General features: G+C 67.4%; 23 protein-coding genes. 14 read left to right on the top strand and 9 right to left on the bottom strand.

Going from position 1 to position 23774, the window contains the following annotated elements:
- Nucleotides 1-364: 364 nt before the first annotated feature.
- From G6039_RS15515 to G6039_RS15485, 7 genes are all read right to left on the bottom strand, one after another.
- Nucleotides 365-1141: a DUF2637 domain-containing protein gene (locus tag G6039_RS15515; protein WP_235194012.1), complete on the bottom strand. Its 777-nt coding sequence runs from the start codon at nucleotides 1139-1141 to the stop codon at nucleotides 365-367.
- A gap of 388 nt (nucleotides 1142-1529) precedes the next feature.
- Nucleotides 1530-1802 carry a hypothetical protein gene (locus G6039_RS15510; RefSeq protein WP_043797411.1) on the bottom strand — a complete coding sequence of 91 codons (273 nt, stop codon included), beginning with the start codon at nucleotides 1800-1802 and terminating at the stop codon, nucleotides 1530-1532.
- Nucleotides 1803-2180: 378 nt separating this feature from the next.
- Entirely contained in the window at nucleotides 2181-2438 is a 258-nt protein-coding gene (locus tag G6039_RS15505) for a ParB family protein (RefSeq protein WP_043797412.1), read from the bottom strand.
- On the bottom strand, nucleotides 2435-2707 hold the full coding sequence (locus G6039_RS15500; RefSeq protein ID WP_043797413.1) for a ParB family protein: 273 nt from the start codon (nucleotides 2705-2707) through the stop codon (nucleotides 2435-2437). The genes G6039_RS15505 and G6039_RS15500 overlap by 4 nt, the downstream gene beginning before the upstream one ends.
- Nucleotides 2708-2791: 84 nt before the next feature.
- Nucleotides 2792-3976 carry a replication protein gene (locus G6039_RS15495; protein ID WP_241258800.1) on the bottom strand — a complete coding sequence of 395 codons (1185 nt, stop codon included), beginning with the start codon at nucleotides 3974-3976 and terminating at the stop codon, nucleotides 2792-2794.
- A gap of 158 nt (nucleotides 3977-4134) precedes the next feature.
- Complete coding sequence (locus G6039_RS15490; RefSeq protein ID WP_003939322.1) at nucleotides 4135-4320, bottom strand: toxin-antitoxin system HicB family antitoxin; 186 nt, start codon at nucleotides 4318-4320, stop codon at nucleotides 4135-4137.
- Nucleotides 4321-4462: 142 nt separating this feature from the next.
- Nucleotides 4463-5203 (bottom strand): helix-turn-helix domain-containing protein, encoded by a 741-nt coding sequence (locus tag G6039_RS15485; RefSeq protein ID WP_235194013.1) that lies wholly within the window; start codon nucleotides 5201-5203, stop codon nucleotides 4463-4465.
- A gap of 208 nt (nucleotides 5204-5411) precedes the next feature.
- Here G6039_RS15485 and G6039_RS15480 point away from each other — a divergent pair, with 208 nt between their 5' ends.
- The 3 genes from G6039_RS15480 (at nucleotide 5412) to G6039_RS15470 (ending at nucleotide 9137) form a co-directional block, all read left to right on the top strand.
- A complete protein-coding gene (locus G6039_RS15480; protein ID WP_043797415.1) occupies nucleotides 5412-6380 on the top strand; it encodes a hypothetical protein in 969 nt (322 codons plus the stop codon).
- 156 nt (nucleotides 6381-6536) lie between these two features.
- Nucleotides 6537-7154: a DUF8176 domain-containing protein gene (locus tag G6039_RS15475; protein ID WP_235194014.1), complete on the top strand. Its 618-nt coding sequence runs from the start codon at nucleotides 6537-6539 to the stop codon at nucleotides 7152-7154.
- A 57-nt stretch (nucleotides 7155-7211) separates the two neighbouring features.
- Complete coding sequence (locus G6039_RS15470; protein WP_241258799.1) at nucleotides 7212-9137, top strand: cutinase family protein; 1926 nt, start codon at nucleotides 7212-7214, stop codon at nucleotides 9135-9137.
- A 136-nt stretch (nucleotides 9138-9273) separates the two neighbouring features.
- Here G6039_RS15470 and G6039_RS15465 read toward each other — a convergent pair whose 3' ends face one another.
- On the bottom strand, nucleotides 9274-9480 hold the full coding sequence (locus tag G6039_RS15465; protein WP_152103812.1) for a hypothetical protein: 207 nt from the start codon (nucleotides 9478-9480) through the stop codon (nucleotides 9274-9276).
- Here G6039_RS15465 and G6039_RS15460 point away from each other — a divergent pair.
- From G6039_RS15460 to G6039_RS15410, 11 genes are all read left to right on the top strand, one after another.
- Entirely contained in the window at nucleotides 9467-10900 is a 1434-nt protein-coding gene (locus G6039_RS15460; RefSeq protein WP_206531071.1) for a peptidoglycan DD-metalloendopeptidase family protein, read from the top strand. The two genes, G6039_RS15465 and G6039_RS15460, sit on opposite strands and share 14 nt — an antisense overlap.
- A gap of 66 nt (nucleotides 10901-10966) precedes the next feature.
- Nucleotides 10967-11611: a hypothetical protein gene (locus G6039_RS15455; RefSeq protein WP_006947283.1), complete on the top strand. Its 645-nt coding sequence runs from the start codon at nucleotides 10967-10969 to the stop codon at nucleotides 11609-11611.
- Nucleotides 11608-12207, top strand: coding sequence for a hypothetical protein (locus tag G6039_RS15450; protein WP_006947284.1), 600 nt, complete (start codon nucleotides 11608-11610; stop codon nucleotides 12205-12207). Before G6039_RS15455 ends, G6039_RS15450 begins: the two co-directional genes overlap by 4 nt.
- Before the next feature lie 10 nt (nucleotides 12208-12217).
- Entirely contained in the window at nucleotides 12218-13717 is a 1500-nt protein-coding gene (locus tag G6039_RS15445) for a nucleotide-binding protein (protein ID WP_006947285.1), read from the top strand.
- Nucleotides 13718-13744: 27 nt separating this feature from the next.
- Nucleotides 13745-14143 carry a hypothetical protein gene (locus G6039_RS15440; protein WP_206531070.1) on the top strand — a complete coding sequence of 133 codons (399 nt, stop codon included), beginning with the start codon at nucleotides 13745-13747 and terminating at the stop codon, nucleotides 14141-14143.
- 33 nt (nucleotides 14144-14176) lie between these two features.
- Nucleotides 14177-14929 carry a DUF8175 domain-containg protein gene (locus G6039_RS15435; protein ID WP_206531069.1) on the top strand — a complete coding sequence of 251 codons (753 nt, stop codon included), beginning with the start codon at nucleotides 14177-14179 and terminating at the stop codon, nucleotides 14927-14929.
- Between the two features lie 2 nt (nucleotides 14930-14931).
- Nucleotides 14932-17064, top strand: coding sequence for a hypothetical protein (locus tag G6039_RS15430; RefSeq protein ID WP_040270525.1), 2133 nt, complete (start codon nucleotides 14932-14934; stop codon nucleotides 17062-17064).
- Nucleotides 17064-18656 carry a hypothetical protein gene (locus G6039_RS15425; RefSeq protein WP_029547317.1) on the top strand — a complete coding sequence of 531 codons (1593 nt, stop codon included), beginning with the start codon at nucleotides 17064-17066 and terminating at the stop codon, nucleotides 18654-18656. Before G6039_RS15430 ends, G6039_RS15425 begins: the two co-directional genes overlap by 1 nt.
- Nucleotides 18656-20155 carry an ATP/GTP-binding protein gene (locus G6039_RS15420; protein ID WP_231386060.1) on the top strand — a complete coding sequence of 500 codons (1500 nt, stop codon included), beginning with the start codon at nucleotides 18656-18658 and terminating at the stop codon, nucleotides 20153-20155. Before G6039_RS15425 ends, G6039_RS15420 begins: the two co-directional genes overlap by 1 nt.
- On the top strand, nucleotides 20152-21963 hold the full coding sequence (locus tag G6039_RS31260) for a type IV secretory system conjugative DNA transfer family protein (RefSeq protein WP_040270528.1): 1812 nt from the start codon (nucleotides 20152-20154) through the stop codon (nucleotides 21961-21963). The genes G6039_RS15420 and G6039_RS31260 overlap by 4 nt, the downstream gene beginning before the upstream one ends.
- Nucleotides 21960-22586, top strand: a complete 627-nt coding sequence (locus G6039_RS15410) for a hypothetical protein (RefSeq protein WP_006947294.1) — start codon at nucleotides 21960-21962, stop codon at nucleotides 22584-22586. The genes G6039_RS31260 and G6039_RS15410 overlap by 4 nt, the downstream gene beginning before the upstream one ends.
- A gap of 176 nt (nucleotides 22587-22762) precedes the next feature.
- Here the strand turns inward: G6039_RS15410 and G6039_RS15405 are convergent, their stop codons facing one another.
- Complete coding sequence (locus G6039_RS15405; RefSeq protein ID WP_005195278.1) at nucleotides 22763-23713, bottom strand: tyrosine-type recombinase/integrase; 951 nt, start codon at nucleotides 23711-23713, stop codon at nucleotides 22763-22765.
- Nucleotides 23714-23774: the final 61 nt, after the last annotated feature.

Below are 23774 nucleotides of genomic sequence, written 5' to 3'. Positions count from 1 at the left end.
CGACACACGGCAGACGAGCCGGGGCACACTCCTAGCCAGGGCGAGGGGGCGCCGTCCGCCGGCCGCGGGAGCATACGTTTGCCGGCCCCGAGACCAACGAGGCAAAGATCCGACTGCCACACCGACCACCGAGCACACTGCTCGTCGACACCTCGGTCACCCCGAAGGGGGTCCGGGGGCGGGATCGCCCCTGGTCAACGCTGCAAATGCGACTCGGCGCACCGAACCGGGGGCGATTCCCGAGTTCGATGCGCCGAGGTGAGACTGGCAGGCATCAGACGTGGACGTTTTTTGATGTCGGTCTGATTGTTTGTTGATTCAGATTTGACGCTGGAAAGTTGCTTTTCCGATGTTGTTGTGATGCTCAGATGGTGATCGGGGTGTCTGCCTCGGAGAGCCAGCGGTAGACGGTGGCGACGGAGCGGTCGACTTCTTGGGCGATGACGGGCACGTCCACTCCGGCCTGGCGTCGGGTGAGTGCCCATTCGCGACGTTCCTCGTGGGAGTGGAAGGTCGGGATGGGGTTGGTGTCGAGGTGTGTGCCGGGCAGGTGGGGCAGTGGCACCTCGAGCTGTCGAGTGAGAGCGTCAGCGGTCGCGGTGCGAGTCGGTTGCGCGACCGGGGTCTCGTTCGCGGTCTCGGCGGCGGCACAGTTCTCGGTGGTGGTCGTGACGTGAGTCTTGGGTGCGGTCGCGTTCTCGTTCGCGGTCTCACGGCGCGGCTGTGTCGCGGGCGCGGATTCGATGTGGGTCTCGGCGGGGTTCTCGGTGGGTGCGGCGGTGCGACGGCCGAGAACGGTCAGCGCGTGGGTGGAGGCGAGCAGTGAGATCGGCGGGAGTGTGGCGATCACGGCGGCGAGAACGGAGTTGAAGCCGGGGGTCGTGGTGAGAACGGCGTGGATCGCGTTTCCTGCGATCGAGACGGTGGCGGCTCCGATGAGAATCTTCCAGAAAAATCGTCGCGCCCGGTGGTCGTGACGTCGGGAGACGACTCCCATCGTGGCTTGCAGGATCGTTCCGTCGACGATGACGGGGAACAGGAAGGCGATCTCTTCCGGTTGGCCGGCCTGGATGCACAGGTCTCGCAGTGCGAGGAAGCTGAGAATGAACGCGGCCGCCCCGATTCCTACGGTGATGGTCACGCCTGCGAACCACATGGATCCGCTGACGGCTGTCACGTTCTCGGGCATTGAGGTGTTCTTGTTCTGGCGTCGCTTCGTCCACATCATAGTTCCCATAGTAACAATGAGAACCATGGCATGAGAAGGGGTTTCTCAGATGAGAGTCGCAGGTCACGACCGGATCGAGTCGGGTACGTGAGATGAGACGGCTGCGCCCCGGCCGGTTCTCGGGGGAGCCGGTCCGGGCCGCGTGATGGTTCTTATCGTTCGGGTCGGCGTCTCGCGATGTCGGCAGGACCGTGGCTCCGGAGTGCGAATCCGTCCACGCCGACGACGATCGGCCACGACAGCACGCTCGCGGAAAGAAGAGATCGAGTATCGAGCCTCCCGGGTATCAAGCTCGGGAAGGTTAGTTCGCGGCGATCAGACCGAAGACGCCGACGACGAATCCCATGAGGCCGCAGTAGAGGAAGAGGGCAGCGCCGAGTCTGTTCTTCTCTTGCCGTTCCCTCCTGGTCACGCTTTTTCGCCGCATGTACTCGCACGCTCCGAAGCAGATGAGCGCCGCGACGATCAGTAGCCACCACAGACCCGTGAGACTTCCGACGAGGTCGCGGGCAGGCTCGGGCGGGCCGTCGAAGCCGAGGTAGATGGTTCGGGCGTAGAGGTGGAGCTCGTTCACGTCGGTGGCGGTCTTTTCTCAGGCTCGGTCAGTCGGTGGTCGGCACTGTGTCACGCGGCACCGACCGATCTTGCGTCGTGGTGCGGCCCGCTATCGGCTCGAAGGTGAGAATGGTTACCGCCACGACGAGAAGGACGGCGGCAACTGTCATTCGGCCGGCTACGTGGTGGGCGTTGTTTGCGCTGGTGGCAGCGTTATTGTCGCGGATTCTCGCGCACGCTCGCATGGGTGCTCGAGGGTTATTCGGCGCTGCTGCCTGATATCATGGATTCCATAGTGATAATGGAATCCATGAGGCGTGAGAGTCCCGCCGCCGGTGAGAGTGGGTGGTTCTCATCGTGTCCTCAACGCAGTTGAGGACGTGCGACAGAGGACCCGTCAGGTGCGATTCCAGCGGCCGACGCCGGTCTGGGCGGTGGACTTGACTTCCCCGGCGGCCGGGGCGTCCCAGCTGTGGCCGTTGTTGTGTTCGGCTTCGAGTCGCTCGATCGTCTCGAGGACGGCGGCTTCGAGGAATTCGCTGAAGGTGCTCGGCGGGAGGACTGCGCGGGTACCGAGGTAGGCAGCGCGAATGCGTTCGGCCTGGTCGGTGTGGAACCCGAGTTTGGGTCGCGGTGTGCGTGACGCCTTGGTCATTGCTGGTCCTGCTCTCCTGGGCGGCCGGGGGCGTTGCGTCCGACGCCGGTCTGGGAGAGGGATTTGAGTTCGCTGCGGCTGGGTGTGCGCCAGGGCCGGCCTTCGTTGTGTTCGGCTTCCAGGCGTTCGGTGGCCTCGACCAGTAGGTCGGTGATGAACTCGCTGAGGGTGGCCGGGGGCAGGATGACGCGGGTGCCGACGTAGGCGGCGCGGATCCGGTCGGCGTCGGCTTCGGTGATGTCGAAGGCCATGCGCTTCTTCCCGGTCATGGTTCTCATCGTAACTTCGGGGTGGGTTCGGGCCTGCGGCCTCGCCGATTGTGCGCGCCGGGGCCGGACGGAGTGGGGACGTGCTCAGCGGACACGGCGGCCGAAGCGGTCCCTACGGACCTGGGTCCGCGGGCCGGAGTGGGTGGAGCGGGTGGCGAGGAGCTGGCGGAGGTCGGCGCGGGCGGCGGCGCGTGTCTGCTCGCTGGCTGGGGGGTTGGCGGCGCGGCGGGCGAGTTCGGCCTCGCGGGCGGCGGCGCGTTCGGCCTGGATGTGGGCGCGGCGTTCGGCGGGGGTGGGTCCGGCCCACACGTCGGCGAGGGCTCGGAGCTGCCAGCGCAGGAAGGCTGCCGGGGACGTTAGGCGCGGCAGGGTGCGGTCGTGGCGGAACTCGGTGATCCGGTCGGCTATGGCGTCGCCGGTCCAGCGGTGGGTGTCGATTCCGGCGTCGGTCAGGGCGTCGGCGATGGCTCCGATGTGCTGGTGGCTGGTGCCTGGCACGTAGTGGCCGTCCCGGTCGATGCCTCGGTAGTCGGGCATCGTGGGTGCGAGGCGGTCTGCGAGGCGTGCTGCGGCGATCTGGGTGCGCAGTGGTCGAGGGTAGGCGGTGGTCTCGGCCTTGGCGCGGCGCGGAGCGCGCGCGTTGGTGATTACTCGGGAACGGGAGATATCCGAAGAACCCAAGGGGTTCTTCGGTAGATCCGCATGATTCGGAAACTGGGGATAAACCGAAGGATCCAGCGCAAACTTGCTGGTCAATGCCCATACGGAAGCGGCGCGGAGTTGGCGGCCTCCGTGGGCGAGACTGGCCTCGATGCGTTCGGCGATGGTCAGGTAGCGACCGCATACGATTTCGACTGCGGCTCCGATGCGGCGAAGGATCCGGCGGGCTCGGTCGAGGACGTCGGTGCTGATGCCGGCGTACTCGGCGAGGGTTTCCCGAGCTGCGGTGAGGCTGCGGCCGGTGGATTCGTCGGCGTAGGCGGCGTGCGCGTTCGCGGCGGCGATGAACTTGTCCGGGGCGAGGCGGTGCTGACGGCAGGTTTGGATGCCGGTGTCGCTGCGCGCCCAGGTGATGATCTGGCGCATCCATCCGGCGCGGGAGTCCCAGACGGGGATGGGGGAGTAGGCGCCATCGGCGACGTGGAGGTGGTAGCTACCGCGACGGCGGCCGCGGCGGGTCTTGGGAGCGGCGCGGCCGGGGCCTCGACGGTTGGCACGCCTCGTGTGGACAAAAGTTGAATCAAGCGCGGTGCGCTCGCTAAGATGCATAGCGAAGACTTTCTGGGAGAGAAAGTTCGAATGCCCGAAACGTTTGGCGACCGATCGGGCAGATATTTGGTTTGGAGAACCCTCCACCTTGGCCGGTGGGGGGTTTTCCGCTTCTGAGGGGCGTCTAGTTGGCGGCTACCGTCCCTCTGGGCTGGGGTTTACACGGGCACCGCCTTGATCTCGCGGGCAAGGTCCGGCCTACCGGCTTGGAGTGCGAGTAGGTCGGCGACGTACTGAGACAGCGCGATCCTGGCGTCTTCGGCGTCCCGACGGAGCTGTTGATGCAGCTCCGCGGGGATACGTAGAGTTATCGCGGCGCGGTCGCCTTTGTGTGGCTGTGCCATTGTGCGAACCCCCCGTTCTTCAAGATCGGGCCGATGAATCTGCTTCAGGTTAGCGGGCCGAGTGGCCTTTGTCAGTTTCCGCGCACCTCGGCGTGGCGCGTGGTTTTATTGTACGGTTCTAACTTCGCCGAACGAGGTCGGCCTAGAGCTTCTCGAGCATGTCGAGGCGGATCTGCCGGGTGCGCTCCCATACGGTGCGGAGCTCGCGGACTTTGACCTTGTAGATGCGTGCGAGTTCGCGGGCGACCTCAGGGTCGTAGTCGCGCCGGCCCTTCTCTATGCGGGTGAGTGTGGTGGTGCCGACGCCGAGCTTTTGCGCGACATCGGCCTGGTTGAGGCCGGCGAGGGTGCGAAGATCGGCGAGGGTGAGTTCGTCGGAGCGAAGGACGAGCAGGTCACCGATTGTCACGCGCAGCTTCTTCGCGACGTCGGCAAGAAGGCTGGGCGTGGGATTGGCACGCCCGATCTCCCAGGAGCGCAGCGTGGCTTCGGAGATGCCTGCGGCATCGGCCAGGTCGTCTCCGGTCAGTCCGCGCGCTTCCCGTAGGCGGCGAAGCCGGGCTCCACTGAAGCCGCGAACCGTGCTTCTCGACAATCTCCCTCCCTGCTGGGACAGATTCTGGGCTAGGAACTCATCCATCTTGCACCCTTCCTGACGTGCGGATTTGCATTTCCGGTAGTAAGTTGCGGTGGTATTATGATACAAAGAGCCGCAGTGGGCGGGAAAGCGGTCGATCAGTACGCTCAGCTCGCTCGCAAGGGGCACCGAACGGCCGGGGGGCCATGCGGTTATCTCCCCCGGCGCGCCACATGAAACGGGAGGGTTATTCGTGAGCAGACATCGCCGCCGCAGGGCAACCAGTGCGGTCTTGAGCACCGCCACGCTGGCTCCGGCCGCTGCCGGATTGGTCATCGCACTGGCGCCGACCGCGGCAGCGGCTCCGACCGATAATTCCGGCGGGGGGCAGGCCGGGATCACTTCGACACCCGAGCCCGGCGGCGGAGGCCAAGCGGGCATCACCTCGACGCCTCCGGCTCCTGCGCCCGAACCAGCTCCGGCAGAGAACAACGAGGCCGATTACTGGGTTCCGGTGCCGGTGCAGTACCGGGGGGAGACCCGCCCGCTGCCGGGGTACGACTACGAGACCGGCATCTACGATGCCGACTACTACAGCGCGCCGGCCCCGATCGATCCGGGCCGGCTCCATCTGCCGGTCGCAGTCCAGCCGACGGCGCCGATCCAGGCACCGCCGAAGATGATTCGGGCCGGTCGACTGCTGTTCGAGCAGCCGAACTGGGTGTCCGATCCCGATGCGGACGACGTGAACCGCAACACCGCCGCGATCGAGGCGATGGTCACCGATGGCTACCGTTCGGTGGGCATCGAGACGACCGAGGCCGAGCGTCTGGCGGCCGCGCAGGTCGCTGGTGGCGCGGTCGGCGCGATCGGCGGCGCGGCAGCGGTGGGTGTCCCGGCCGCGGTCACCGGCGGTCTGATCGGCGGCACGATCGGCGGCCACCTCGGCATGGGAGCAGGCAGCGTCCTGGTGCCCGGCATCGGCTGGGTGCCCGGGGGTGTGGCCGGTACGGCAGCCGGGGCCGGTATCGGCGCGGCGGTGGCGGGTGTCCCTGCTGCCGTGGTCGGCGCGGTCGGAGGCGGCGCTCTCGGTGTCGCAGCCGGGACCGTCTACGGCGCGGGTGCGGATGCCTCGCCCATCGACATCGAGGTTCCGGACCTCGACCAGGAGTCGATCACCGACCAGGTCGCCTCCACCCTCACCGAGTGGCAGGCCGAGCCGGCCACCGCTCCGGTTGCCGCCGCGGTGACACAGTTCGTCACGGCCGACGCCCCGGCTCTCGATGCACAGGCCCGCGAGTTCGTCGCAGCGCAGCCGGGCGGCGAGCAGGTGATCGAGCAGGTCGATGGCACTCTCGGGTCCTTCTTCGAGGATGCGACGCCGGGTTTGGCCTCGCGTCTGATCAGTGAAGCGGTCGGAGGCGGTGTCGCCGGCGGGGCTCCCGCTCAGGCCGACGCCGCGAATCCGACGCTCGGGGCCTGAGTCGCGGTCGAGGGGGGAGACGAGGCGATGAAACGGAGCAACCTACCGGGTTCACCGCGCGTCCTCGACGCGACGGCACCCCGAACCCGCATGGTGCGGACGGCCGTGTCGGAGGAGCGTTTCTCCTGCGCTGGGAGAGCTGGCGGCGGTGAGTCGGTGTCTCGAGTGGTGGCGGCGGCCGAGGCCGGTCGCCGCCCCGCTCGGCCTGCTGCGTCGGCGGTGGCGGGATCGACCACCTCCGCGACCCGCTCACCGGTCGGCCGTGGGCTGTTCTACGGCGGCGTCGGCCTGGCGGCTGTCGCGGTGGTGGGCATGGCCGGCTGGGGCGTGTCGGCGCTGGTCGGCGCGCTGAGCGGGGACGACGACGCGGACTTCGGTGGCCTGGTTCCGGCGACGGCAACTGCGGCACCGACCACGGCGGCTGCGGCGGAGGATCGGTGTTCCCCCGGCGACGGTGATCAGGTCTCCGGTGAGGGCGTGATCGCGGCGCTCGAGCACCGCTACTACCTGCTGCGGTCGGGTCCGGCGGTGCGGGAGCTGATGGCACCGGATGCGCCGTTGCCCGACGCGGCGACGATTCAGCAGGGGATCGACACCGTTCCGCTGGGCACGACGCATTGCCTCGAGGTGACGACGATCGGCCCGAACACCTACAGCGCGCAGATCACCGAGGTCCGCCCGGATCGCCCTTACGAGTTCAAGCAGCGCATCACGACGACCACGGCCGAGGACGGCCGGGTGCTGATCCGCTCCATCGAAGCAGTCGGGGGATAGTCCGGGATGAGGAAAGCAGGAATTGCCCTGACGGTCGCGGCGGCGGCCGCGGCCGCAATGACGGCGCCGGCGGCGGCCCATGCTGCCGAGGCGAACGGCTGTGCGCGCACGATCGCGTTGATGATTCCCGGCACGACGGAGACCTCGGCCAATGCCGATCCGAACACCCCGACGGGGATGCTCGCGGACGTCGGTAATGCGCTCGAGCAGCGATACGGGAAGAACCTCGACGCGCTGTATGTGCCGTACCCGGGGGAGGCGTTCTTCAACGGCACCTCGTATGCCGAATCGAAGTCGCGAGGCGATGAGGCGGCGGCGGAGTTGATGCAGCGCTGTGCGACGTCGAAGTTCGTCGTCGCCGGGTACAGCCAGGGCGCGCAGATCGGCAACGATCTGGCCGTCAATATCGGCCACGGCCTCGGCCCGGTGCCTGCGCAGCAGGTCGAGGCGGTGATTCTGCTCGCCAATCCGAAGCGGGGCACCGAGGGTGCGACGTTGATCGGCCCGCCCCTCGCCGGTCAGGGGATCGCGGGGCCGGCGCCGGAGGGGTTCGGCACGCTCGCGGGCAAGGTGTTCGATATCTGCCACCCGGACGATGCGTACTGCAACACCGACGGGCAGGCGACACCGTTTTTGGCGTCGCTGGGCCGGATCATCGCCAACCCTCCCGGCACGGTGGATGTCTCTGCCGAGCTCACCTCGACCGCGACGCCGCAGACTCCGACGATCACCGGCACGTCGACAGTGGCGCAATCGTCGCTGGTCGATGAGCTGTCCTCGCCGGGGACCTGGCGCAACGCGGATCTGTCGGCGGTGGTCGGGGCGGCAACGCGGCTGGCCGAGTCGGTGTCCTCGCTCGACAGCGGTGGACCGACGTCGACGACCTCGGCAGCGACCATCGCCCGGATGACGCAGCAGGCTCGGTTGGTGTCGGAGACGTTGACGCCGGTCGAGCAGGCGCGTGCGTGGATCGACAGCAATCCGGGTGCGCGCGAGACGTTCACCTCGGCTCCCGCGGGGTCGCCGGAGGCGACGACCGCGGGTGTGCTCGACATGCTCGAGCAGGTCGACGTTCCGGCGGTGCTCTCGGCCGCCGAAGCGGTGACCGACACGAGCACGGCTCTGCTCGAGGCGCGGACCTCGGGTGAGCCGGTCGATGTGTCGACGCTGGCGGGGTCGGCGGACGCGCTGGTGGCGGGTCTGTCGCCGTTGGCGGCCTCGGGTCCGCCGGAGTTGCGGACGGCCACCCGCGTGCTCTCGGTGGCCAAGCCGACGACGATCATCAATCAGCTGCTGGGCGTCGTCTCGGGGGTGACCGCGGTCGACTATCCGGCGGTGGCGGCCGGGTTGCAGCAACTCCCGGGCAAGATTGCCACCGGCGATGTGCGCGGCGCGCACGCCATCGCGGGGGATCTGAACAATCAGCTCTCCCCGCTGGTGAAGATGGCGGCCGGGGTGGACTTCAAGACACTCTCACGGCTGGTGGCGATGGTTCCGGACCCGTCCGGCACGGCCGCAATCGCCGCGCTGGTGCTTGATCTGCTCGGCAACGTCGATGTGATCCGGTTGGCGCGCAATGTCGGTGAGATTCAGGAAATCGCCTGGTCGGTCGCCGAAAGCAAGAACGTGCTCGAGCTGTCGCGGCTGATGCCGGTGGCGGTGGAGCTCGCGCAGGTGGCCCTCGGGGTGCTCACGCCGGGGCAGAAGATGAGCCCGGAGCAGCTGCACGATCCGGGCGATCCGATCGGATCGCTGATGGCGGTGCAGGCACAGGACAGTGATCTGGCCGGCCTGAGCCGATCGGTGATGGCGCTGGCGAGCAGTGACGACGCGGCCGAGCTCGGGCAGCTCGTGACGGAAGGATTCACTGCGGCGAGTTTCTACGCCTCGAATTCGCACATCGCCTATCCGAGCTGGTCGCCGGACGGAACCGGCACCGCAATCGACACGATGGTGAACCTCTTCGCCAAGGCGATCGGGTAACACCGGGCGGTTCCGGCGGCGGGTGGTGCCGCCGCCGGAACCGAAACCTTCCTGGAGATAACGCAGCATCCGACCTCGGGCGGGCGGATGCGAAGTCACTCACGGTGCATGGCCTGGGCGGGCTAGCGACAAGCACTCATGCAAAGGGGGTGAGAGATGTGGCTTCTTCGACGTCGAGGTTCGCGCTGGCCGCTGGTGTCGTCGCGGTGATGGGGTCGCTGGTGATGTGCGGCAGCGAGAATCCCGAGCCGGACAACTGCCTTCCGACGCAGGGAGCATCGCGGTCGCCGAACAGCCTGCGCGGCGCCTCCGGGGCGAAGGTGCAGCCGATGGTGACCGGCACGTACACGTTCACCTCCGGCTTCGGCCCGCGGTGGGGCGGCCAGCACAACGGCGTCGACCTTGCGGCCCCGATCGGCACGCCCTTCTACGCACCGATGGACGGGATCGTCGTCGCGGCCGGGGATTCCGGCCCCGGTGACGAGGGTGGCTTCGACAACTGGATCATCGTCGACTCGGTCACCTCGAACGGGCAGACCCTCTCGACCGTGTACGGGCACATGTACCCGGACGGTGTGCTCATCGACGTCGGCGATGAGGTGCGCGCCGGCGATCTGATCGGCGCGGTCGGCAACGCCGGTGGCTCGACCGGCCCCCACCTGCACTTCGAGGTCTGGCCCGGCGGCCGGCTCGACGGCGGATCCCCGATCGACCCGATGGGTTGGCTGGCCGATGCCGGTGAGCTCGATGCTCCCGAGCAGGGCCAGATCCCGCCGAACGTGCGGCTGGTGGCGGCCGAAACCTCCCTCGGTGCGGGCTGCACCGGATTGGCTCGCCCCGGTGGAACCACCCTCGAGGGCGGCTCGGTGCCCGAGGAGTTCCGCGAGTGGATCCTCGAGGCGGCACAGACCTGCGACGCGATCGACGCACCCCTGCTCGCCTCCCAGCTCTACCAGGAGAACAACTTCCGCCACGGCCCGAGCTCGCCGGTCTCTCCGTCCGGGGCCCGCGGACCGGGCCAGTTCATGCCCGCCACGTGGAGCGGAATCGGTAAGGACTACGACGGCGACGGCGTGGCAGATGTGAACTCGATCGGCGATGCGGTGATGTCGATGGCCGACTACGACTGCCAGATGTGGGAGCTGACGCAGCAGTGGCTTCGTGAAGGGAAAGTCCACGGTGACGGCACGGAGTTGATGCTCTCGGCCTACAACTGCGGCCCCGGCGGCACGCTCGCCTCCGGCGGGGTGTGCGGCAACGCCGAGACCACCGGATACGTCCGCGACATCATCGCTCGCCGCCCCGACTTCGCCGGGGTCGACCAGGCTCCGCGGCCGCCGACGACCGGTTCACCGGTCGTCGATGCGGCACTTGGGTGGCTGGGCACCGAGTACGCCTGGGGCGGCGGTGATACCAGCGGCCCGACCCCCGGCATCCGTGACGGTGGTGCGGCCGACGCGCGCGGCGACCACGACAAGATCGGGTTCGACTGCTCGGGTCTGGTGCTCTACGCAGTCGCCCAAGCGACGGACGGACGAATCGTTCTGCCGCACCAGGACTCGGCTCAGGTGAGCGATCCTCGCGGAACACCGATCACCACGTCCTCGGACCTGAGGCCCGGGGACATCGTGCAGCCGCATCCGGGCCATGTGTGGATCTGGCTGGGAAACAACAAGGTTGTGGAGGCACCCCAGTCGGGCGGGAAGGTTCAGATCACCGACTGGACGCCACCGGAGAATGTCAGAGCCATGCGATTTACTTGATACACAACAGTTTTCACACACCAGGACATCGGGAACGATGAGACGCCAGAGAGAGGACACCCCGCCGTGAGCGACGAATGGGACAAGGCGGAGGCAGCGGTCCGCAGCCTCGGATCGGCCCGGAAGGTCGAGGAGTTGACGGCGTCGGACCTGCGGGCATGGGCGACGGAGAACACGCTCATGACGCGCACCCAATGGCCGAAGGTCAAGCGCGAGCTCTACAAGCAGTGCGACGTGGACTACGACGCACTGCGCGAGCGGGAGCAGCGCGCACGGGCGCAGGCACTGGCCGCGGCCGCGGCGGGCGCGCCGGTGGTCGGCTTGTGGTCGGCCGGTGACGACCGTGGCTCGTTCGCCGTCGTCGGCGACGCGGGCACCAGCGAGGTTGCTTGGTACGGCTCGTTCCACAAGGACGACCGCATCTTCCGCCCCGGCGATCAGGATTCGGCAGATGAGGCCAGCGCAGGCAAGGCGGTGTTCCTCGCGGCGAAGGTCCGTGAACACCTCGACGCGGAAGCGGTGCGCCTGCGCCTACGGGTGAGCAGCGAACGCCTCGACGGCGTGAAGCTGGCCGATCTGGCCGCGAAGAAGCAGGTCATCCTCGACCTCGAGGTGGTGCAGACCGGAAATCCGGCCGAGCAGTGGTGCCTCGAACCCGGTTTCGGCGAGTGGCGGGCGATCCGCTTGTCGGACCTGGTGGTGGCCGAATGATCCGGCGACTGGCCCTGATCGGCGCCGTCGCCGGGGCACTGACCGTAGCGGGGTGCAGCTCGGGGTCCGAACAGGATCGGGCGCCGTCGACCTCCACTGCGCAGCGGTCGACCTCGACGCAGGCGTGGCCTCCCACCGAGGTCAGCGCACCCCCCGAGCCGTCGACGGCGTCGGCGTCACCGCCAGTCGACACCGACGATCCGGGCGAGCTCGGCCGGACGGTCGTCGAGACCTGGTTCTCGTATGACACCCGCACCGACGCCAATCGCAACGACGCGCCGGTGCGGGCTGCGGATCTGGGTGCGCTGACCCCCGAACTCGACGCGCAGGTCCGCGCCGATGCCGAGATCCCGGTCAAGGCCACCGGCGAGTGGGCGCTGTGGGCGTCGCAGGGCGCGACGGTCACCGCCGTGGCGGTCGAGGTCCCCAACCAGGGCCAGGCGAACACCGCGACGACGTACCACGGCATGTACGAGGTGACCAGCACGGTCACCGATTCCAGCGGCACCGAGATCGGCAGTGATGTGCAGTACGTCGCTGTGGTGCTGACCGACAACGGGGACGGGTGGCGCGTGTCGTCCGTCACCACTGTGTGAGGTGAGCGTGATGGCTGACATCTCCGATTACAACCACGAACCGACCATCGATCCGCGTCGGCTGCGGCTGCGCCCGAACCGTCTCGCCCTCGAACCGCACGCACCGCAGCCGGTTCCCGAACCGGTCACCGAGCAGATCGCCGATCCGTACGGGGTCGGGGTGGACGCTCTGGTGGCCGTCGACGAGCCGGCCGCCCCGGCGGTGGCTGCCTCGACACACAGTTCCTTGTTCGACGAGGCGGCGTCTCCGGCACTGTCGCAGCCGGCCCGGTGGGGTTGGCGTGGCCGGGTCAATGCAGCTCTGGGCACGAAGCTGGCACCGACACCGGAGTCGGCGGAGACCGGCTACCGAGCAGCGGTCGAGGCCATCGCGCGCACGCTTCCGGGCTCGGGCATGGTCACGGTGGTCAACACCAAGGGCGGTGCGGGAAAGACGCCGACGACGATCGTGCTGTCGGCGATGCTCGGTAAGCATCGCGGCCGCGGTGTTGTCGCGGTGGACATGGGCGAGGCCGGCGGCACCCTCGGTATTCGGGCCGCGCGGACCACATCGGTCGAGCGCACGGTGTGGGATGTGCTGGCCAATGCGTCGCGGTTGATGTCCGGCGATGTCGAGGCTGGGGAGCTGGCGGCGCATCTGCGACTCCAGCCCACGCACGACGAGATTCTGGCCGGTGATACCGATTCCTCCTACGACGACGTGCTCAGCGAGAACGAGTGCGCGGCGTTGGGAGCGGTGCTGCGTCGTCATCGTGACCTGCTGATTGTCGACACGGCCACGACCGCGCAGGCCGGGGCGTGGCAGTGGGCGGTACGTCACGCCGATGTACTGGTGGTGCCGCTGCCGATGCGCCGGGACATGGCCCAGCACGCCTACGCCATGCTCGACGGACTGGTCAAGCGGGGTCTCGAGCATCTGGTGCGTTCGGCGATCGTTCTGCTGTGCGCGACGCCGGGGTCCGATCCGAACCTCGAGACCGCGATTGTCGACGAGTTCGACTCTCTCGGTGTGCAGACCTACGTCCGGGTGCCGTTCGAGCCGGTGTTCGCCACCGGGGAGCGGATCACGCTCGAGGCGCTGTCGCAGTCCTCGATCATCGCGTGGACGAATGTCGCGGCGCTGGTGACCGATGCATTGGCCGAGGCCATCGTCGAACGGCAGGCCGAATACCGGCAGCAGTGGGCACCGGCACCTGCGGTGGCACCGGCACCGTCCGCCCCGACGTTCGCGGCGGACACTGCGAGCTTCGCAGCTCCCGCACCGGCGCCTGAGCCTGCACCGGCTCCCGAACCGGTAACGAAACCACCTGCCGAGGCTGCCGTGCCGGTAGCCGAGACCGACCCGGCCCGAGACATCCCGTTCGACTATCGCCCGTCTGCCGACGCTGCGGCAGAACCGGACGCCGCACACGCTTCCTCGGCCGACTCGGCCGAGGAGGTGCACGAGCCGCCGGCCCCGGCCCGGCGGCCGCAACCACCGAAGCCGTCGAGCTTCGACCCCTACGTCTGACCCTCTGTGTGTGAAAGGAACCCTGTGATGTCTGGCACTACCTCTGTTCGTTCGCTGCCTCGTCGTGTGGCTCGCGCCGTGTCTCTGCTGTCGGCCACGATCGGTGCGGTACTGCTCACCGCCGGTACCGCTTCGGCTCAGACCAACAATCCGCTCGACGGAATTTCCCCTGATCTGGGGGTGTTCGGCCCCACATTCCAGAGCACGTGGTCGCGGATTGCGGGCGGTATCTGGGGTGCGGTCCTGGCGGTATCCGCAGTCAACCTGATCATTTCGCTCTACAAGATCCGTAAGGCTCGCGCCGGGGGCTACCAGAGTGAACTGAGCGATTCGATGGATTCGGCCAAGACCGCTGGTGTCGCGTTCGGTTGCGTGGCCGGAGCCGGGATCATCGTCGGCGCCATCTTGTTCCTCGTCAACGGTTGATAGCCGATCTACCAGCACTGTCAGGAGAATCAGATGGCACCCGATTTCAGCTCGATCAAGCCGGGCTCGCAGCAATCGCCTCCGGCCACAGCAGCACCGACGCCGACATCCTCAGTGACGACGGCCGAGACGAAAGGCTGGAAGGCGGCGTTCGACAGACTGCCCACATGGTTCAAGTACGGCCTGGTGATCCTGCTCGTGGTGACGATCCTCGGGAGCATTCTCGCGGGGCTGAGCGGCGGTAGCTCGGAGTCCGACACGGTGCGGACCGGGCACGGCCCCAACTCGATCACCAACGGTGTGCCGCATGGCTACGACCGCACCGAGCCAGGCGCGCAAACGGCAGCAACGAACTTCGTGCAGGCCGCAAACCAGGTCTCTCTCGGTCGAACCTCTGCCGAGGAGGCCAAGTCGGCCCTCGTCGGCAGCAACGCCAGCGATGCGCTGCTGGCCGTCCTCGACGAGAGCGTGACTCAGGCCGAGGGCACGGTGATGAACGTCCTTCCCGCCCTGGTCAACGTCACGGACTACTCGGATGACCGTGCGGTGGTGTCGGTGTGGGCGGTCTCGGCGAGCCAGAACGATCTGAGCGGCACGGGCAAGGTCAGCGTCCTTACTGTTTGGTCCACGACCACGGTGACCTTGGAGTGGGAGAACGGGGATTGGAAGGCCGTCGATTGGGCGTTCCGTTCCGGCCCCGAGCCCGAAGAGGTCTCGTTCCCCGAAGGGGATTCCACTCTCGCCGAGTTCGGTGCGAACGGCCTCTACACCTTCTTCGTGGAGTAATCATGCGATCCCTTGTCCGTACTTTTCTTGCGGTGCTACTGGCGGTGCTCGCGTTGGCCTCGAGTGCGACGGCCGCGTGGGCGCAGCCGCTCAGTGGCGCTGCCGAGGGGTGGCCTGCCGGGATGCCCGACGAGCTCAAAGAGTTCTTTCCCGGTCACCCGGAGTTCGAGGCGGCCGGGTGGTCGACCGATCCGGCGTGTGCGGACAAGGGTGGCGACTTCGGGCAGTATCTCGCGCAGTACCTCCGCTTCGACCAGCAGATTTTGTACTGGGCGTCCCCGGTGACGCAGCGTATCGCGCAGTACGCCGAGCTGATGGGTGTCTCGGAGGACGAAGCGAAGCAAGCGGTGCTCGACGGCAAGGCTCCGACCACCTGGCCGGCATCCTTCCCCGGTGGCGACCCGGAGTTCTCGCCCTCGGCCCAGGTGTGCGCTGCGGATCTGGCGAAGTGGTCCGAGCCGAGCGGGAACCACTGGGGATTCACCTGGGCGGCTGCACCCGACGCCGGTTCGATCGCAGTGATGAAGCACCAGAAGTGGGTCGACAACCTGCCGGAGGACATCTTCGAGAATCCGTGCAGCGACCACGAGATGCTGTGCAACAGGGCCTATTTCCTCGACTGCGACAAGGGCACCAATATCAGCGAGATCAACCAGTGCCGGGGCTGGAACACGCAGATCGGAGCGATGTTCGGCGGCATCTGGAACTGGAAAGAGCAGAACTCGGACTTCGCCGACCGGTTCCTCGATCTCGCCAGAGTCGGCGGTGTGGTCCTCAAGGCCGTCACACCCCTACAGATCCAGCTCGGCGTCGGCCTCGGCATGGCGGCCGTCGACAAGGCCAGCGATGTGGTCGCGTTCATCGCGGATCCGGGCAGCGTGATCGACGACTGGGCCAACAGCACCAAGGAAAGCGCGGTATCGCTGACCACCTCGGTCCTCGAGGGCTTGGCGAACATCCACGAGTTCAACCCGCGGGATGAGGGTTTCCTGCGGTGGTACGCGATCAGTTGCGGCATCGGGGTGTTCGTCATGTCGATCACCGCACTGTTCACGATCTACCGAACCTCGGCACAGAAATCGACCCGCATGGAACTGGCACACAGTCTCATCGGATACGCCCCGTTGGGTGTGCTGTGCATGATGTTCGCGCCGGCCGCCGCCGAAATGCTGGTCCAGCTCTCGCACGCACTGACCACCGCGCTCTCCGGCCTGCTCGCCCAGGACATGGAACAGGCCGTGGTGTCGGTGTCGACAATGCTCGGCAGTATCACCAATGACACCGTCGTCGGCGGTGCCCTGACCGGCATCGTGTTCTTCGGATTGCTGTTCCTCGGCGCGCTGGCGCTGTTCTTCGGCATGTTGATGCACGCCGCCGCCCTACCGATCCTCGCCGGCCTGACCGGTGTCGCGTTCGGGTTGTGGGTCCATCCGACCCTGAGGAAGAAGGCGATGCGCCCGATCTTCGTGTTCGTCTCGATCGTGTTCTCCAAGCCGGTGATCTTCCTCGGCCTGGGGTTCTTGACCACCGTGTTGATCGACAGCAGCGCCGGGGCCTACGTCGACGGCGACCTTGCCTCCCTCGGGGCGCTGGCGATGACGGCCGTGTGCATCGGCCTGGTCGGCTTGGCACCGTGGTCACTGCTCAAGTACGCGCCCTTCCTGCCGTCGAGCGAGGATTCGGAAGGCTTCGGCGATACCGGCTCGGCGGCCGGTGAGGGGCTGGGCGGCACCATGCAGACCGCCCAGATGGCGATGATGGCCCGCGGCGGCGGCGCGGCCGGTGGTGGCGAGGTCGCTGCGGCCCGCTCGGCAGATGCGGCCACCTCCCACGTGGGCGGAGTCGGCGGTGGCGGGGGCTCGGCCTCGTCGTCGAACGGGTCGGTGCACCACGGCACCGGCGGATCCACCTCGCACCAGCATTCCGGTGTTAATGCAGGTCACAGCGGCGGCGGGCACGGCGGGGCGAACACACGCAAGCTCATGTCCGCGGCCAAGGGTATCTCCGGCACGGTTGCCTCGGCCGGGGTCGGGGCGGTCATGGTGGCCGGGACGGTCGGCGGTGCGGCACTGAACAAGGCGGCGCAGGCAGCGCAGAACGCCCCCGAGCGGGCCGAGGGCATGGGAGATCAGTGATGAGCGACAGTGAGCAGCGCACCTCGATCCTCGGGTCGGAAATCGCTCGCCGAGGACTGATCCCCGTTCCCGAACCGGTGCTGTTCGCCTATGCAGCGGCGCTGATGGTCTCGATGTTCCTGTTCGTCTTCTTCGGCTCGACGATCTGGACACTGGCCGGTGTCCTCGCGGTGGTGGGCGGCACGCTGTGGGCGACCACCGACATGGGCGGCCGCCGGTCTTGGGCGGGGGAGAAGCTACACCGGATCCGGGATCGGCGGCGGCGCAGGCGCGGTGAGCACGTCTATCGGGCACCCGGTGGTGAGTTGTACGGGGTGCTCGGGGCCGATCCGGGCTGGGAGTTCCCGGTGCCGCTCGGGGATGCCGCTCCGCTGGATCTGACCGATACAGGTCTCGATGACATGTTCATCCTCGAGCACCGGACGCCTGGTGACAACAACTACTACTCGGTGGTGCTGTCGATTCAAGGGCTCGCCGAAGGATTGCGCGGCGCGGAGGAATGGGCGGTGACCTCGCAGGCGTTCTCGCGCACGCTGGCCTCGTTCGCGCGCCGATCCTCGCTGCTTCGGGGTCTGGAGATGGTGCACCGGTCGGTGCCGGCCGATCTGACTCCGCACGTGGCGTGGATGGAATCGGTGGTGCGTGCGAACCCGAATGCAGCCCGGGTGATGCCCGCGGTCGAGTCCTACGGCCAGCTCATCGACGGTCTGGCCCCGGAGTCGGAAGAGCATCGCTGCTACGCCACGCTGATCTTCCCGAAGTCGGTCGAGTTGTTGTCGGCGGCCGGAGCGGTCGCCAAGCGTAAGGGCGTAGAGGTGAGGGCCGGTATCGGCCAGGTCATCGTCGAGGAGACCATGCGGGCGGTCGGCGCGCTGACCTCGGCTCGTCTCGGGCAGGTGCAGGTGCTCGGCCAACAGCGCGCCTGTGCGGTGTTCCGCTCGATGCTCGATCCGTCCTATGCGCTCGATGCCCACCGTGGCGCGAGCTGGGGCAACTGCTGGCCGTCGTATGTCGGCGGGGACCTGTCGGCGCGGGTGTCGGACCGATGGGATACCCGAGTCGGGTTGATCCGCCCCGGCTCGATCGAACCGATCCCGCTGCACGCCGAGTGGCTCTCGCCGCTGCTGACCGGGGTCGACCCGGACCCCGGTGATCCCATCGAAGGGATTCCGGCCCAGCCGACGATCCGCACGGTGAAGGTGCGGATGGATTTCGTCGATGCGGTCAAAGCGCGTCAGGTGGCACGCAAGGACGCGACCGAGGATGCAGCGCGCCAGTACAAGGAGCGAAAGAAGGGCCAGGTCACCGATGGCGCGTCGGAGGTCATGGCGTCGGCGTCGCTGCGTCGCCGCGAAGACCTCAAGCCGGGATCGGGGCACCACGGGGTGATCTGGTCGATGGCGGTGTCGGTCACCGCACCGGATGAGGATGCGGTGATGCGGGCGTGTGCGCGGCTCGAGCAGGCCGCCGACCAAGCCGCCATCAAAGAGTTCACCTGGTTCGACGACAGCCACGACGTCGCCCAATTCCTCACCCTGCCGCTCGGCCGCGGACTCGCGGCCACCAAGTACACCCGGGCCAAGGGGGTCTGATGCCGTCACTACGCAGCCGCAAAAAGGGCACTGCGCCTGCGCCGACCGCTCCGGAGGTGGATCAGGCGGACACGCCGGTGGTTCCTCGCCGGCGTCCGCCGAATCGCAACAAGTGGCTCGACCGGTGGGGCTGGTACGAGCCACGCCCGGAAGGAGTGTGGTCGACGACCCGGCAGGCCGAAGCACTGAATCTGGCGACCACCCGCAAGAACGTGCGGCACGAAGGACTCGTGTCGGGGCGGAACCTGATGTCGAATGCGCTGGTCATCACCGATCCGTTCGCGTTGTACGGAAGTGAGATCGAGAACATCAACGTCGCGGTGGTCGGTGACATCGGCAAGGCGAAGTCCTCACTGATCAAGACCACCCTGGGACTGCGGCAGATCGCGGCCGGCCGTCAGGTCGTGGTGATCGACAAGAAGCGTCAGGGTGATCGCGGTGGTGAGTACACCGAGCTCGCCAAGTCGCTGGGGGTGCCGTCGATCAGGTTCAAGACCGGCGGTGACGGTGCGCGGTTGAACATCATGGACCCGGCGATTTCGTCGTCGGTGACCACTTCTGGTGGCATCGTGCCGGCCGGTCAAGAGGTTCTGATTGCCGCGGTACTCGAGGACACTATGCAGCGGACGTTGGTGCAGACGGAGATCGCGGCGCTGAACCTGGCGCTGAGACTGGTCAACGAACGTGCCCGCAGCGAAGGCACCGAGCCGATCCTGCGTGATGTCGCCGATCTACTGCTGTCGACGCCGGAGGAAGCGACGGCCACCTTCGGTGAGGTGTGGGAGAAGGAAGCGTGCCGGTGGGGCCGGGATCCGGGCCTGGCGCTGCGGCAGCTCTGCGAAGGGGATCTGCGCGGGTTGGTCGATCAGCCGACCTCGACCGATGTCCGTCATGCGCTCGACCATCCGCTCGTGCACTTCGACGTGTCCGAACTGCCCAATAAAGGACCGGCGTTGCGGGTGGTGATGACGGTCATCAACACGTGGCTGTCGAATGTTCTCGCGGCTCGCGCATCCGAGCACAAGCAGACCATTCTCATCGTCGAGGAAGGCTGGCACATCGCGGAAGGGTCGACCGGGAGGGTTTTCCGCGACAACATGAAGCTCTCTCGCGGCCTGGGCCTGTCCACGGTCTCGGCGTTCCACCACATCGCCGATCTACCTGCGGATTCTCCAGCTCGAGCGTTGATGCAGGAAGCCGGGATCGTGTTCCTGTACGGGCAGGATCGGGTCGACGATGCCGAGCAGACGGTTCGCATGTACCACTTGCCCGACTACTGCGTGGATCTGCTGATGTCGATGCACAAAGGCCAGTGCTTGGTGGTGATGGGCAAGTCCGATCCGGTACTGATGAAGCACGAGCGGTCCCCGCTCGAGATCGTCCTCACCGACACCGATGAGGTCATTCGGGGTGAGGCGAGCACGTTGGTCGGGCAGACCCGGCTCCCGGACACTCTCGATGCCGAGGAGTTGGCCGAGCTGGTGGGGGCGGTGCAGTGAGCGAGCGCGGTCAGCAGCGGCCGTCGCAGCCGGTGATTCCGGTCGGTACCGGCCCGGTGGTCGTGGTGATCGTTGGGGTGCTGTGGACGGTGTACGCCGGGGGCGCGGTTGCCGGCCTGGTGACCGGGGCGGGTCCGGTGTTCCCGGAAGGGCTGCACGGCACGTTGTCGGTGTTGCGGGCGTTGGTGCTCACGCCGGGCGATCCGACGGTGGGCTGGCCCGAGGACTCGCGGCCGGGCTCGGCGGTCGCGGTGTGGGTGTGCCTGATCGTGGCGATGCTGGTCTATATCGCCGTCGTGCTCGTGATCGACGGGAAGGTTTCGGCACGTCAGCGCGCTCAGCGCACGCGCCAGGAAGGGTTTGCGGACCGGGCGGAGCTGCGGCAGCGCGGCCTCGATCGTAAGAGCGCAGTGAAGGCAGCGAAGACGAATCGGGCGAGCCTGGGTGATACTCCGGCCCGCAAGATCGACGCGCACCAGGTGGCGACCCGGATCGGCGCGCTCTACGGCGAGCATGGCAAAGATGCCGAGGTGTTCGTTCAGTACCGGGACGGCACGCTGGTCGAGGGTCCGACCGGATCGGGCAAGAGCTGGCGGTTGGCCTGGCAGCGGATCGTCGAGTCGGTCGGGTTCGTGCTGGCCACGACCACCAAACCTGATCTGCTGTGGTCGACGGTCGGGCAACGGTTGGCGTCCGGCCCGGTCGAGGTGTTCGACCCCGAGGCCATCACGCGGTGGCCGACGCCGATGCGGTGGTCCCTGCTGGCCGGCTGCGATGACCCGGACACGGCGATCCGGCGTGCCGATGCGCTGGTGCAGGCTGTTCCCCTCGGGGATACCAAGAATGGTGGGTACTTCTCGACAAATGCAGCGAAGTACCTGCGGTGCTGTCTGTATGCGGCGGCGGTGTCCGGTGGGGATGTGACCACCTTCTATCGTTGGGCGATGCAGCGGCAGGTGCCGAAGGTCAAGGAGATTCTGGATCGGGATCTGCCGACGTGGAGCGTGGAGTATTCGCAGCTCGGCGGCTCGGGATCGGATTCGGTCGACGATGTGATGTCGACGGTCTCGACGCTGCTCGATCCCCTCGCCTCGCCGAAGCTGATGGCGGCGGTCAATGTCACCGCCGACGAGTCGGTGAACCTCGCGCAGCTCATTCGCGACGGCGGGACGCTGTATCTGATCTCCGAAGGCTCCTACGGCTCGAGCGCACCGATCGTCACGGCGTTGGCGGCGGAGGCGTATTACCTGGCCAAAGAGATTTCGCGGGAGTACCCAGAGGAGAGAATCGATCCTCCGGTGCGGTTCGTTCTCGATGAGGTCAACAATGTCGCGCCCATTCCGGATCTGCCCGACAAGGTATCCGACAGCGCCGGGCGAGGGATCTCGATCTGGGCGTTCTGCCACGGTCAGGAGCAGAACATCCGGCGATGGGGTCCGAGCGCGGGGAAGATGTTCACGACGAACTCGCCGGTGCGGATCATCCTGCCCGGCCTCGGTGATGTGAACGAGCTCGAGCAGATCTCCCGATTGACCGGTGAACGTGAAGAGTGGTGGTCTCCGACGCAGGCTCCTCGGCAGGCGAAGGTGATGACTGCCCCGGAGATTCGCGGAATGCCTGCTGACCAGGCATTGATGATCTACCGGGGTGCGGCTCCGGCGCGGGTCCATCTACCGCTGGTGTGGGACATTCCGCACTGGAAAAAGCGAGTTCTCGACTCTCAAGAGGTCTACAACTGGGTCTGCGAGACGGGGGAGCTGCCCGCTTGGGCCTGGTCATGCCCAAGCGGGGAAGCGGTGCTCGGATGAGCAGCGGGTACACACCGGGCCGGCTGTCGTGGCGGCACCTCGACCAGGAACAAGCCCAAGTGTTGTGGGACGAGCTGATCGACTGGGTGGAGTGGTTTCGCGGCTGCTACCGGCTCACCGACCGGATCAAGGGCTGCTGGTATCGGCACCCGAAGATGGTCGAGGAACTGACCGCGACGATGTCGGCACACAAGGTCGCCTACGAACAACTTGGCGACGACCAGGTGCATTCGTGGTCGCCGGGAAGCTGGCACTACCAGGTCTATCAGCCGCTCCTGCAGCGGTTGGCAGCCAACTCCGACGAGTTCGCCGACTGCCTCGACGGGCGCTGCGAACCGCCGACAGTGCAGGTCACGCTGTTCGACGGGGTGCGTGAGTGGATCGCGGCGGACATCGCGGGGCGTCCGACCCCGATCGCGGCAGCAGTCGCCGCGACCGGTTCGCTCCCGAACTCGGGCAGCGCGGCGGCGGGGCGTGCGGTGATCGACGCAGCTCGGATGGTCGACCTGATCGACTCCGGCGAGGCCGAGCCGGTCGACCCCGACGACGAGTTCGGGCCGGTCTCGTATGACGGTCACGTGTGGGAGTGGTCCGACGTTGTGGAGGGGTACGTGCGGACCTAGAGACTGCCGTGTCCAATAGGCCAGGTGCCTGTCAACGGCATGATGAACGATTCGCGTCGAGGAGGAAGGGAGAAAGTGAACCGTCCTAACGGGGTCACGGTAGTAATGGCGCAAAAAACAACGAAGTTCGCGTAGTGCCTGGTCAGCGGGTAGACGGACGCTCTTGTTGGTGGCCGCTATCGGTGGCTGCGGTCGGGGCCGATGAGGCTGGTGATGCCGCGCATGGCTGCCGGTGAGGGTTTGAAGTAGCGGCGTAGGTTCTCGGGTTTGCGGTGGCGGGACTTGGCCATCAGCTCCACCAGGCTGGCACCGGCCTCGCCGAGATGCGTCAGGCCGGAATGCCGAAGTTCGTGCAGATCCCAACCGGTGCCGGGCCCATTCGTCGCGGTGGCGGCATCCAGCACGGCGCGGGCCTGGCCGTAGGACAGCCGGGCCAGCCCGGTGTCGGGGCAGATGTCCCGGTCGGCGGCGGCCTTTCCGGGGCCCGGTCGGCGGTGGGTGACGAACAGCGGTCCGCGGGTGCGGCCCTTGGTGAGGCGTGGCAGGAGCCGGGCGGTGCCCGCGTCCCAGTACACGAGCTCGTGCGCGTACTCGTGGTAGGTGGCACCGCGGCGGCGGGTGCGGGGCTTGGCGCCCTTGGACTTCACCGGGCAACACCGCCCGGCCAGATCGAGGTCCTCGATGTTGACCTGGAGCAGTTCCTCGGTGCGGGCGCAGGTTTCGTAGAGCATCCGCCACAGCGTCTTCTCCCGGAGGTCGATGTCGCGGCGGGCGATGAGCCGGTCGATCGCGGTGCGCGAGTGCACCGGGGTGGTGGAGTCCGGTGGAGTGGAGCGTTTCACCCAGGCCGGGACCGCCGGGGCGGTGTGGCCGTGCTCGCGGCACCACGCCAGCCACGACGCGACCGCGGCGCGGCGGGCGTTCCAGGTGTTGACTGCTGAGGAGCCCCACAGGGTTTCGAGGGTTTCACCGATCTCATCGTCGGCGACGTCGGCCAGCCGCCGGGTCTCGCCGAGCGTGGCGGTGGTCTTGTCGACGGCGATGCCGTAGGCGCGGCGGGTGTTCGGGGAGCCGATCGAGTCGAGGAAGCTGTCGCCGGCGGCGCGGACGGTGATCCCGGACGGCACGGTGGTACCTCCCTCACTGGGCTTGCCGCAGATAACAGGTCCGCGTCGCGCACCGCCGGAG

Source organism: Rhodococcus aetherivorans (assembly GCF_011058165.1).
GTDB lineage: Bacteria > Actinomycetota > Actinomycetes > Mycobacteriales > Mycobacteriaceae > Rhodococcus > Rhodococcus aetherivorans.
This window is presented reverse-complemented; position numbering and strand designations above follow the sequence as displayed.

What these genes read in the sequence shown, in the direction of transcription:
- G6039_RS15500 (WP_043797413.1), bottom strand. Translation starts at nt 2,707, where the DNA reads ATGACCGGGAAGAAGCGCATGGCCTTCGACATCACCGAAGCCGACGCC.
- G6039_RS15460 (WP_206531071.1), top strand. Translation starts at nt 9,467, where the DNA reads ATGGTGACCGGCACGTACACGTTCACCTCCGGCTTCGGCCCGCGGTGG.
- G6039_RS15470 (WP_241258799.1), top strand. Translation starts at nt 7,212, where the DNA reads ATGACGGCGCCGGCGGCGGCCCATGCTGCCGAGGCGAACGGCTGTGCG.
- G6039_RS15435 (WP_206531069.1), top strand. Translation starts at nt 14,177, where the DNA reads ATGGCACCCGATTTCAGCTCGATCAAGCCGGGCTCGCAGCAATCGCCT.
- G6039_RS15420 (WP_231386060.1), top strand. Translation starts at nt 18,656, where the DNA reads ATGCCGTCACTACGCAGCCGCAAAAAGGGCACTGCGCCTGCGCCGACC.
- G6039_RS15430 (WP_040270525.1), top strand. Translation starts at nt 14,932, where the DNA reads ATGCGATCCCTTGTCCGTACTTTTCTTGCGGTGCTACTGGCGGTGCTC.
- G6039_RS15445 (WP_006947285.1), top strand. Translation starts at nt 12,218, where the DNA reads ATGGCTGACATCTCCGATTACAACCACGAACCGACCATCGATCCGCGT.
- G6039_RS15425 (WP_029547317.1), top strand. Translation starts at nt 17,064, where the DNA reads ATGAGCGACAGTGAGCAGCGCACCTCGATCCTCGGGTCGGAAATCGCT.
- G6039_RS15490 (WP_003939322.1), bottom strand. Translation starts at nt 4,320, where the DNA reads ATGGCACAGCCACACAAAGGCGACCGCGCCGCGATAACTCTACGTATC.
- G6039_RS15410 (WP_006947294.1), top strand. Translation starts at nt 21,960, where the DNA reads ATGAGCAGCGGGTACACACCGGGCCGGCTGTCGTGGCGGCACCTCGAC.
- G6039_RS15440 (WP_206531070.1), top strand. Translation starts at nt 13,745, where the DNA reads ATGTCTGGCACTACCTCTGTTCGTTCGCTGCCTCGTCGTGTGGCTCGC.
- G6039_RS15450 (WP_006947284.1), top strand. Translation starts at nt 11,608, where the DNA reads ATGATCCGGCGACTGGCCCTGATCGGCGCCGTCGCCGGGGCACTGACC.
- G6039_RS15505 (WP_043797412.1), bottom strand. Translation starts at nt 2,438, where the DNA reads ATGACCAAGGCGTCACGCACACCGCGACCCAAACTCGGGTTCCACACC.
- G6039_RS15495 (WP_241258800.1), bottom strand. Translation starts at nt 3,976, where the DNA reads ATGCATCTTAGCGAGCGCACCGCGCTTGATTCAACTTTTGTCCACACG.